Origin of the sequence: Spirulina sp. CCY15215 (assembly GCF_016888125.1) — a bacterium.
Lineage (GTDB): Bacteria > Cyanobacteriota > Cyanobacteriia > Cyanobacteriales > Spirulinaceae > CCY15215.
In genome coordinates, this window is the sequence record NZ_JACSWA010000345.1 from 1 (window position 1) to 11,151 (window position 11,151).

General features: G+C 40.9%; 11 protein-coding genes. 10 read left to right on the forward strand and 1 reads right to left on the reverse strand.

From position 1 onward, the window contains the following. Nucleotides 1–427: 427 nt before the first annotated feature. The 5 genes from JUI58_RS07950 (at nucleotide 428) to JUI58_RS07970 (ending at nucleotide 4,454) form a co-directional block, all read left to right on the forward strand. Entirely contained in the window at nucleotides 428–1,774 is a 1,347-nt protein-coding gene (locus tag JUI58_RS07950; protein WP_204103230.1) for an MATE family efflux transporter, read from the forward strand. Nucleotides 1,775–2,028: 254 nt separating this feature from the next. Further along, entirely contained in the window at nucleotides 2,029–2,418 is a 390-nt protein-coding gene (gene speD, locus JUI58_RS07955) for an adenosylmethionine decarboxylase (protein WP_204103238.1), read from the forward strand. A 57-nt stretch (nucleotides 2,419–2,475) separates the two neighbouring features. Further along, nucleotides 2,476–2,778 carry an urease subunit gamma gene (gene ureA / locus JUI58_RS07960; RefSeq protein WP_204103231.1) on the forward strand — a complete coding sequence of 101 codons (303 nt, stop codon included), beginning with the start codon at nucleotides 2,476–2,478 and terminating at the stop codon, nucleotides 2,776–2,778. 22 nt (nucleotides 2,779–2,800) lie between these two features. Beyond that, nucleotides 2,801–3,475, forward strand: coding sequence for a YdcF family protein (locus tag JUI58_RS07965; protein WP_204103232.1), 675 nt, complete (start codon nucleotides 2,801–2,803; stop codon nucleotides 3,473–3,475). Nucleotides 3,476–3,500: 25 nt separating this feature from the next. After that, nucleotides 3,501–4,454: a hypothetical protein gene (locus JUI58_RS07970; protein WP_204103233.1), complete on the forward strand. Its 954-nt coding sequence runs from the start codon at nucleotides 3,501–3,503 to the stop codon at nucleotides 4,452–4,454. A gap of 23 nt (nucleotides 4,455–4,477) precedes the next feature. Here the strand turns inward: JUI58_RS07970 and JUI58_RS07975 are convergent, their stop codons facing one another. Then, complete coding sequence (locus tag JUI58_RS07975) at nucleotides 4,478–5,401, reverse strand: histone deacetylase (protein WP_204103234.1); 924 nt, start codon at nucleotides 5,399–5,401, stop codon at nucleotides 4,478–4,480. Between the two features lie 248 nt (nucleotides 5,402–5,649). Here JUI58_RS07975 and eno point away from each other — a divergent pair, with 248 nt between their 5' ends. The 5 genes from eno to JUI58_RS08000 all read left to right on the forward strand — a co-directional run bounded on the left by eno (nucleotide 5,650) and on the right by JUI58_RS08000 (nucleotide 11,009). Next, nucleotides 5,650–6,930, forward strand: a complete 1,281-nt coding sequence (gene eno / locus JUI58_RS07980; protein ID WP_204103239.1) for a phosphopyruvate hydratase — start codon at nucleotides 5,650–5,652, stop codon at nucleotides 6,928–6,930. 237 nt (nucleotides 6,931–7,167) lie between these two features. Then, complete coding sequence (locus tag JUI58_RS07985) at nucleotides 7,168–9,222, forward strand: CHASE domain-containing protein (RefSeq protein ID WP_204103235.1); 2,055 nt, start codon at nucleotides 7,168–7,170, stop codon at nucleotides 9,220–9,222. An 80-nt stretch (nucleotides 9,223–9,302) separates the two neighbouring features. After that, nucleotides 9,303–9,995, forward strand: coding sequence for an NUDIX domain-containing protein (locus tag JUI58_RS07990; protein ID WP_239121329.1), 693 nt, complete (start codon nucleotides 9,303–9,305; stop codon nucleotides 9,993–9,995). Nucleotides 9,996–10,197: 202 nt separating this feature from the next. Continuing rightward, nucleotides 10,198–10,344: a hypothetical protein gene (locus JUI58_RS07995; RefSeq protein ID WP_204103237.1), complete on the forward strand. Its 147-nt coding sequence runs from the start codon at nucleotides 10,198–10,200 to the stop codon at nucleotides 10,342–10,344. A 53-nt stretch (nucleotides 10,345–10,397) separates the two neighbouring features. Further along, the gene (locus JUI58_RS08000; protein ID WP_348539860.1) at nucleotides 10,398–11,009 is read left to right on the forward strand and encodes a zf-TFIIB domain-containing protein; all 612 of its coding nucleotides are present in this window, start codon (nucleotides 10,398–10,400) and stop codon (nucleotides 11,007–11,009) included. Nucleotides 11,010–11,151: the final 142 nt, after the last annotated feature.

The window sequence follows — 11,151 nt, forward strand, 5'->3', positions numbered from 1 at the left end:
AATATTGAGAAATTAATAGAAAAGGGAGTGAGTCTAGAAATCTTGAGTAAAAGGCAATACAGGAGATTTTTAGTAGGAAATGAAATCTACCGTCAGCTAAAATGCGATTGCACTCCCCTCAATTTTTTTCTAACTTTTTCAGCAAACCCTAGGTAAAAAATCCAAAGTAAACAAGCCTTGTCCAGCTTTAGCTATGGATGACGGGCGAACTTCACCACGAATACACAACATAATAAATACAAAAAAGAACACCAAGGATGCCAATATATTATTAAAATAGGGGTTTTGTCAAGAGTGCATCTCAGTTGTGCAAGAATACCTGAATCGTGGTAAGATGAACTGAAAATATTTGAAGACATAGAAACGAAGACATAGAAACAATTTCTTAGGACTGTTTTTGCCAACATGATGTTTTTACAAATTTGAAATGCACCCAATAGAAAGTTCTCTTAAATTGGCAATCCCTTCAGTTTTAACTCAATTTGCGGAAAAGGCGATCGGATTTATCGATTTGGTTATGATGGGATGGTTGGGCAGCGAGGCATTAGCGGCAGGTGGATTAGGAGTAATTGCACTTTATATGTTTATTGATATTGGTACAGGTTTATGTGAAGGATTGGGCGCACTTACAGCAGAAGCCTTTGCTCGAGAAGATATTGAGGAAATTCGCAAACTGACAATTCAAGGACTTTGGCTCAATCTGTTTTTTTCTTTACCCATGATGGTGATTTTATGGCATCTTGGTTCTATTTTACCTCTATTAGGACAAGAAGAAACGATTGCTCGCGGTGCCCAAATTTATTTACAAGCCATTGTTTGGGGACTTCCTGCTGCACTGGGTATTGTTATTTTTAAAGAAGTGGCAACGGCTTGCGATCGCCCTCAGTTTATTACCATTATTACAGCAATTTCTGTTCCGTTAAGTGCCTTAGCCAATTATGCTCTTATATTTGGTCATTGGGGCTTTCCAGCCTTGGGATTAGCAGGGGCAGGTTGGGCAAGTACGATAATATTTACTCTGACTTTTTTCACGATCTTAGGATATATGCAGTTTCACCCAGATTTTCAAAAATATCAACTTTTTAACTCGCTTTGGTATGGCGATCGCGATCTATTTGCAAAAATCATCAAAATTGGTGTTCCTCTTGCCATTGAATTTGGTGCAGAGTTAGGACTGTTTATATTAGCTGCATTTTTCATGGGCTATTTAGGAACAGCAAATTTAGCGGCTCATGAAATTACCCTCTCTGTTTTTGAATTGGCAACTGTTATTCCATTTGGATTTTCCTATTCTACTACTGTTCGGGTTGGACAAAAACTGGGATTAAACAATATCGAAGGCATCAAAAATTCTTTATTAATTGACTTATTTTTGAACGCTATAGTAACAGGAATTCTCGCTGTTGCGATCTGGTTATTTTCCCCACAAATCATTTCGATTTATTTAGATAGCTCTAGCATCAACTACACTGAAATTGTTAATATTTCCATTTCTTTACTAGCAATTGCTGCATTTTGTCAAAGTATTTATGGCTTACATTTAATCGTAGTCGGCGCATTACAAGGATTACAAGATACTTTGATTCCTATGTGGATAGATGTTAGTATTTATTGGGGTATTGGCGTGGGAGGTATTTATTTTATGGCTATTATTTTAGATTTGGGAGCAAGGAGTATCTGGTTCGCATTAACACTGACAATGATAATCTCAACAGGAATTTTAATCTGGCGTTTTTTTCATGTTCTCTCCCAAGAAAGTAGTAATATTTCTTAATTTGCTATAAATTAGGGGATCGAGATATTAAAAATCCTCTACTACTCAAATTATTGTTCCATGCGATCGCCTTTTTGAAGAAAACTTGGGCGAATTTCCCCATCGACCAGATGAAGAATATACTTTTGATTTTTATCGTTTTATTTCAGCCCTCTGAATATAAAGAAAATTTTCTGCTCCGATTTCTCGAATATCCTTAAAATCAGTATAATGATTTTGATCCGTTGGCAAGCAAAGGAGAATCGGTCGGAATGATCCAAAAAATGGGGACTCATTTAGTCGTGGAGGCTTGGCAAGCCCCCCAAGAATATCTTAACAATCCCGAACTAATTCGCCAGGCTTTGCTGGCGGCAATTGAGGCTGGAGAAGCAACGCTTATTGATTTATGCGTTCATCAATTTAGTCCGCACGGTGTTACAGCAACAGCAACTTTAGCAGAATCCCATATTGCCATTCATACTTGGCCGGAATATGGTTATTTTGCCGCAGATTTGTTCTTCTGTGGCAAAGGCAAACCCAGGCAAGCCATGAAAGTTTTGCAAACTCTCTTACAAGCAAAAGAAATTGAGGTACGCGAGTTCGATCGCGGTTTTACTTTGTGTTCTCAGGCGATCGCAGAATCAGATAATTTCATAGTGCAGTGAATTGGCAATATTCATTGATAATTAATAATTGAAAGTTATTCCTCATTAAATTGAATCATGCAGCTTACTCCCCAAGAAAAAGATAAACTCTTAATCTTTACAGCAGGTCTTCTCGCCGAACGACGCAAAGAAAAAGGACTCAAACTCAACTATCCTGAAGCTGTGGCTTATCTTTCTGCGGCAATCCTGGAAGGGGCTAGAGAGGGGCGTAGCGTCGCCGAACTGATGGAATATGGAACAACTCTACTCGATCGCGATGAGGTCATGGAGGGGATCCCAGAAATGCTTCCGGAAGTACAAGTTGAAGCGACTTTTCCCGATGGCACAAAATTAGTCACCGTACACGATCCCATTCGTTAGCAGGAACTCATTTTTATTGCTTATGAAACCTTGGAAATGGCTAAAACGGCTGGGGCAAATTTTTCTGGGCTTGTTTCTGGTTTGGTTGTTGGTTTTAGTCTCACAGTTATATCTCGCTGCTTCTGATCCAGTAGAAGCCTTGCTAGTATTAGGGGGCAGCATTCGCCGAGAAGTTTATGTCGCAGAAATTAGTAAAAGTTACCCCGAGGCCAAGATATTGATTTCTAATGGTTCTCAAGATCCGTGTATTTGGTTAATTTTCGATCGCGCGAATGCGTCAATGGAGAGTGTTTGCTTAGAGAAGTGCGCGCAAGATACTTTTGGTAACTTTTACTACACGACCCCCATTTTAAAAGCATGGGGAGTCAAACATATTAAACTGATTACCTCCAAGACTCATCTACCGCGATCGCTTTGGATGGCACGCATCCATCTGGGGGTTCACAAAATTTGGGTAGACTTGGATATTGCACCGGAAACGGGAGTTCCTGGAAATCGTGAGTTTTGGTTAAAAACTATTCTCGATATTACCCGCAGTTTGGCTTGGGCGCTAATTAGTCCTGTTGTCCCCTCTCCTCAGTGCGATCGCCTTCTGCCTTTAAAATCGGTGGATATGCAAACATGGCTAAAAATTGGGTTCAAATGCGAACATCAAGCAAAATTGGATAAAATAATTCAACAACTTCCAAAACAATGATAGTTGTTCATTAATCATTGAAAATATGACTAAGCCTGCCAACAAACTCGCTCTATTTACGCATTTACTAACAGGGCAAAATATTGTTTTTGTCGGTCTTCTTTGGTCGGCGTTCACTATTTTCTTTTTCCTCTCTTTTAGTGTTACACTTCCTGGGGAAGATAGTCCCCTTTGGTATTCATTAGGAACTTATCTTCTGGAAACGCTTCCTTATGGCTTGGCTGCATGGTTGTGCTACCGTAACTGGAAAAGCCCCCAAATTGCAAGCGGGCGAGAAGTATGGCTCTTTATTGGTTTGGGACTGGCCTGTTATTTTGTTGCCAATTTTCTCTTCGGAATTTGGGAACTCTATTTTGGCTTAGACCCGGCGATTTCTCCGGCGGATTTGTTCTATATTGGTTTTACAATTTGTCTGGGTTGGGGGATGGTGTTGGCAGTTTTGCCGAGACGTTTAAACCTAGAACTGAAACAATGGGGAATTATTGCCATCATTGCGATCGTGGGGACGGCTTTCGCGCTGTGGTTAAATGCGGCAACGGCAGCCAATGATACTGGTGTGGAAGAGATAGAAACCGGGACCGGGACGGAACAAGTGGAAGTGGTAGAAGAAAAGGATGCTTATGAAGGACTTCCTGGTATTATCGTTGCCACCGATCGCTTTTTAGGAGTATTCGCCAAGCCCGTAAATTTGTTCTATGCGGTTGCTGATGTTGCTCTGATGATCGTGGCCTCTACCCTATTATTAGCCTTTTGGGGAGGGCGTTTTTCCCAGTCTTGGCGCATGATTGCGGCGGGGGTGCTGGCCAAGTATATTGCAGATATGTGGTTAAAGTATGTTACTACATTGCCGGGACAATATGAAAGCGGTGGCTTAATGGAGGTATTTTATGTTTTTGCGGGGGTCTTGTTTGCCCTAGGGACGGCTTTGGAATATGATGTTTCTACCAGTCGTCGAAGACGCAGAAGAGGGGTAATGTAATTTATGTAATGTAATTTATTAGTCTAATTTAGGCTCAGAATGCCTTCAACAGTTGCTTTAACTGACTCCGCTAGTGCCTGAAAATCGTAGCCTCCCTCTAAGCCATAGACAACGCGACGGGTAACTTGCAAGCTATATTCTGTCAAAAGGCGATAATCAAAGGATTGGAGGCTAATTCCAGCCAGAGGATCGTCTTTATTGGCATCATATCCAGCACTGACGATGAGGAGATCGGGAGAGAAGTTTTGTAAAAAGGGCAAAACTTGATTGGTAAATGCGGGCTGATATTCAGTTAAGGTACTACCGGGAGATAGGGGAATATTGAGAATATTGTCGTGCATTCCTCGTTCTTCTGCCCTTCCTGTCCCTGGATAACAAGGAAACTGATGTAGAGAACAATAAGCCAGTTGGGGATGATTTTCGATAATGTTCTGAGTGCCATTACCGTGATGTACATCCCAGTCCAGAATGGCAACTCTTTCAATATTAGGTTGTTCTAGGGCGTAGTAGGCGGCGATCGCCGCATTAGAAAATAAGCAAAATCCCATCGCGCGATCGCTTTCGGCATGATGTCCGGGGGGACGTGCTAAAACTAAAGCGGGGTTATCCCTGGCTAAAGCGCGATCGACTCCATCTAACCAGGCATTTACTGCCAGTAATGCGACTTCGTAACTCTGGGAAGAAACGGGGGTATCGAGATCTAAGCCAGTATTCTCCTCAGCCGCTAATCTGATGCGATCAATATGGTGTTGTGGATGCACTTTAAGCAACCAAGGGATCGCATCTCGTTCTTCAATGGGAGTCGGTTCTTGCCATTGTAGGCGATCGCGCCATGATGCTTTTTTCAGTGCTTCGACAATTGCTGTTAAGCGTTGAGGACATTCGGGGTGAGAATACCCAGTATCGTGTTCGAGAAAGCGATCGGAATAAATAACGGGAAGTTTCATAGATTTCTCTTTCAAGCCTCACGCCTTTAGGCTGAGGTTCCTGACCTCTTGTTGATTATTTGTTGTAGGTTATTACAGACTGGGGGATGATCGAGCGCTCTTTATCTCTATCTTACTCACGATCGCCTTTCACGATCCGCAGCGATCGCCAGCAATTCTTAAATTAAATGCGAATAAGTGCGAGAATCGACAGAGGATCGGGTATTAGTGACGATGATACGGATACAACCTCAACAGTAAAGACAACAATGGCTTTTAACGAACCTGCAACCATCGAAGCAATTACAGCACGTGAAATCCTCGACTCTCGAGGACGACCTACCTTAGAAGCAGAAGTACACCTAGAAAGCGGTGCAATCGGTTTAGCGCAAGTTCCTAGCGGTGCCTCGACGGGAACCTTTGAGGCCCACGAGTTGCGGGATGGAGAAAGTCGCTACGGTGGTAAGGGTGTTCTCACTGCCGTCCGCAATGTTAAGGAAAAAATTGCCCCAGAATTGATCGGACAAGATGCTTTAAATCAGATGAAGATCGATCGCATTATGCTCGATCGCGATGGTTCTCCCAATAAGTCTAATTTGGGTGCGAATGCTATTTTGGGAGTCTCCCTTGCTGCGGCTAAAGCCGCAGCTATAGAATTAGGACTGCCTTTGTATCGCTATCTGGGGGGACCTTTAGCCAATTTGCTACCCATTCCTTTTATGAATGTCATTAATGGGGGTTCTCACGCGGATAATAATGTGGATTTTCAGGAGTTCATGATTGTCCCCGTAGGTGCGCCTACCTTCGCCGAAGCCTTGCGCTGGGGTGCGGAGGTCTTCGCCTCATTACGAGGCGTTCTTGCTGCTGAAAAGCTCCTCTCTGGGGGTGTTGGGGATGAAGGTGGCTTTGCTCCCAATTTGCAATCTAATGAACAAGCATTGGAACTGCTGATGCAGGCGATCGCCAAAGCGGGTTATAAAACTGGTAAAGAAGTCGCGATCGCAATGGATGTTGCAGCCAGCGAGTTCTACAAGAACGGCCAATATGTTTATGATGGCAGTCCCCACAGTGGTGAGGATTTTATCAACTATTTAGGGGAATTAGTTGATAAATATCCCATTATTTCCATTGAAGATGGCTTACACGAGGAAGACTGGGACAACTGGAAATTATTAACTGAAAAATTGGGGGATAAAATTCAGTTGGTCGGTGACGATTTATTTGTCACTAACCCCACTCGCTTACAAAAGGGAATTGATGAAAAATCTGCTAATGCAATTTTGATTAAACTCAACCAAATTGGCAGTTTAACGGAAACTTTGGAAACTATTGCTCTGGCAACCCGCAATAAGTTCACTTGTATGATTTCCCATCGTTCCGGGGAAACCGAAGATACCACGATCGCCGATCTTGCGGTGGCAACTCGCGCAGGACAAATTAAAACCGGTTCTCTCTGTCGCAGCGAACGAGTTGCGAAATACAATCGCTTATTGCGAATTGAAGAGGAATTAGGCGATCGGGCTGTTTATGCCGGAACTCTCGGCAAATAATGGCTTGAAATCATCATAAAAGTAGGGAGCGAGACGCTCCCACTACAGTTGGGTTTAGTAGGGGTGCAATGCTTGCACCCTGAAATTATGACCTATTATTAGGATTTGATATTACTATTGCGAAATATTATTATTGCGAAATATTATCAATTAAACTATAATCGTATAACTAATGGTGCATTAATTCTTGATTGAGCCAGCGATCGCCACTGAAAGAGAAGGTTGAAAGAAAAAGTGTTGTTAATTTTTAAATGGGGTCAGATTACGATTAAGTTTTGTCGTCAACATTGGCGCTATTTCCCAGTAGGATTTGTTTTAATTGCGGGACTCAGTATTTCTACAATAATGACTATTTTTGTCGATCGCTCTGTGCGATCGCAAACTCGAGAACAATTCGATCGACGTGCAGACAATCTTGCTTTTGCATTACAGCGAAATCTTGATGATGTATCTCAAGTAGCGCGATCGCTTTCTGGATTATATAACGCAACAGACACCGTAACAGCAGAAGAATTTCACGAATTTTCCTTGCAAGTCTTGAGAAATGCACCGGGAATTTTAAGAGTGGGTTATGCACCAAAAGTCATTCAAGAAGAACGAATAAATTATGAAGAAAAGCAGAATATAAAAATTTGGCAAATAGGCGATCGCCAAGAACGAGAAATTGCATCGGAAATGACTGAATATTTTCCGACAACCTATCTCGAACCTTACGAATCTTTACAACCCTTACTGGGCTACAATCATTATAGTGAATGGCAACGAAAAGCCGCTATTAATAGAGCTAGAGATACCAGTGTTTTAGCGATCGCTCGTAGTTTGTCCTCTCAAGTTTTGACTCAAACAGAATTTACTATTTATTCTCCAGTTTATAATAATTCCTATTCTTTAGTAACGCGAGAAGATCGTCAAAAAGCATTTTCTGGCATTGCTTACACGACCTTTGAAATAGAAAATATTGTTCGCATGGCGCTCAAAGCACTTGATATAAACTCTTTCAATTTTTATCTTTATGAAATGCCAGTCGATCGCCTTGAATCTGCTCTCAATAAAAATTTAAGTTCGCCTAAAGAGCAATTTTTAATTGCTTATAATTCTCAGCAAGAACGATTTTTAAAAGATGCTGAAAAAGCAAAAGTAGAACAATTGCTGGCAAACTCCCCGAATCATCGTCATTGTCCTTATAGTAAAGATTGGACAGTTTGCATTCGCACTGTAAATTTAGAAGATCGGGAATGGTCATTATTGATTTTACCAGAGAGAGGATATGTAGAGATATTCGGAAAGTTAGCAGGTACATTCGCGATCGGTTTTCTACCTACTAGCGTTTTAGCTTTATATCTTTTCATGTCCCTGAAACGAACTTCTCAGCAAGAAAAATTACTAAAAGCATTGACCAATTCAGAAGAAAAACTCAAATCTCAAAAACATGAACTGGAGAATACATTAAAACAATTAAAACAAACACAATCTCAACTTGTTCATACCGAAAAGATGTCTGGGTTGGGTCAAATGGCGGCAGGAATTGCCCATGAAATCAATAACCCGATTAGTTTTATTTACGGCAATATTGAGTTTATTCTCCAATATTATCAAGAGATAACAAAACTGCTTAATTTATATCGCAAACATAACCCCACCCCTCATCCTGAAATTCAAGCAGAAAGTGATAATATTGATTTAGAATATATCCTTGCAGATTTTCCTAAAATTCTGAAATCTATACAATCTGGGGCAAAACGTATTAAAGAAATTGTTCTTTCCATGAGAAATTTTTCTCGTTTAGATGAATCAGAAATAAAGTCCGTTGATATTCATGAAGGGATTGAAAATACTTTGACAATTTTGCAACATCGTCTTGAGGCAACACAACAAGATTCTTTTATTCAAGTCATTCGAGATTATGGAAAACTACCGCATCTAGAATGTAATCCAAGACAGCTAAATCAAGTGTTTATGAACTTACTCATCAATGCCATTGATGCGCTACGAAACACCTGCGATCGCGGAAAACCCATTGAAAAACCGCAGATCGTTATTAAGACCCAACTAACCAGCGATCGCCACCATATTGCAATTGAAATTTGTGATAATGGTGTGGGAATTCCTGAAGAAATTAAATCTAAATTATTCGATCCATTTTTTACAACCAAACCCATCGGAAAAGGACAAGGTTTAGGTTTATCCATTAGCTATCAAATTATCAGAGAATTTCATCGCGGCCAATTAGAATTTATTGCCAAACCGGGACAAGGTGCGTGTTTCCGCATTCTCCTTCCCCTAGACCTTTGACCCTTGCTCTTTTCCTCAATCCAGCCGAGAAGGAACAAACTGGTATTCTAGAATTAAACTACCTCAAAATGCGATCGCGAATGACTCATTGTTACGAATTTCCCCGGCCAGCAATTACCGTTGACTGTGTTGTTTTTGGCTTAGACGAACAACATACCCTGAAAATCTTGCTGATCCAGCGCAATTTATCCCCTTTTAAAGGACAATGGGCATTGCCCGGTGGATTTGTTCGTATCGGGGAAACCCTTGAAGATGCAGCACTACGGGAATTGCAGGAAGAAACAGGGGTGAAAGATATCTTTTTGGAACAATTATATACTTTTGGTGCAATCGATCGCGATCCCCGCGATCGCGTCATTACCGTAACTTATTATGGCTTAGTCAACCTCGGGGAATACCAACTTGAAGCGACTACCGATGCGGATGAAGCTGCATGGTTTCCCTGCGATCGTCTACCTCTTCTCGCATTCGACCACGAGATGATTTTTCAGACCGCTTTAAATCGCTTAAAAGGCAAATTAAGGTATGAACCGATAGGGTTTGAACTCTTACCAAAAAAATTCCCTCTCTCCCAATTACAAAAACTCTATGAAATTGTCTTGGGACAAGAATTAGATAAGCGCAATTTCCGCAAAAAAATCCTGAAAATGGATTTATTAATTGAACTAGACGAAAAACAAAAAGATGTTCCCCATCGTGCAGCGCGTCTCTATCAATTTGATGAGAAAAAATATCAATTACTTAAACAGAAAGGTTTTAATTTTGAATTGTAATTTAGGCAGGGTAAACGCATCTAAAATTGTAGCGAAGCGAATCATTACTTCTTACTCCTTTTCCTAACAATTTTTCGATAAGTTTCTCTAATTATCCCATTTGGACTCAGTTTTTGAACTAAGTATTTTTACTTACTTTTGGGTTTTCGATTTTGTAGTCTCTTGTGCTACATTTTAAAGTTTTGTAAATTCTTACTATTTTGTGAGAGGCGATCGCGATCGCCTCATGCACAAATTTATCGATCGATACAAAATCACTCACCCTGAAACTTTATCTGTTGTTGGCTCTTGGGTGACTTTTTCATCTTTTATCTTTGATTCTGTCCCATTTCGGCAAGCATCTTGGTAGAATTCTTTAGAGTAAAGTTCACTATGTTGACGCGGTTGGAGGGAAGCAAATCTGTGGAATGTCCGAAGTGTAGAAATGCTGTCCTACTTGACAGCCAATTACCGGGAAAAATTCCGGTTAAACGTTGTTCTGAGTGCAAGGGAACCTGGGTTTCCAACAAGCCTTATCGAGAGTGGCGACACCAACAAGCTCAAAAATCCGCCACCCCAGCTTTACTAGAGACAAAAACAGATGTAGGTTTTACCCCCTCTCCCGTAGATAGTAGAGCCGGATTATGCCCAGAATGCAGCCGCTATCTATCTCGTGCTAAGGTTAAGTACAAACAGCCATTTTTTCTAGAACGCTGCCAAGAGTGTGAGGGTTTCTGGTGCGATGAGGGAGAATGGGAGTTATTAAGCACTTTAGGGTTAAGTAGTTCCCTCGAACAGTTTTTCGATCGCCAGTGGCAAATGCAAATGCGAGAACAAGAGTATGTAGCAAGCGAACGTCAAACTCTAATTGATAAGTTAGGTGAGGAATTTGCATCTGAAATTTTTTCACTCAGCGATCGCCTACTCAAACACCCCAATGGTGATTACGGTCTTGCTTATCTAATGCGAAAAACCGTCAATAAAATGGATGTCAAAGAAGTCCAGAAATTTAAAGATGGACAACTCTATCAATAATCAGGAGAGATAAGCTAGATTTTCCCTCAAAATAATCCTTTCCCCCACTATCAACTATCAACTATCAACTATCAACTATCAACTATCAACTATCAACTATCAACTATCAACTATCAACTATCAACTATCAACTATCAACTAT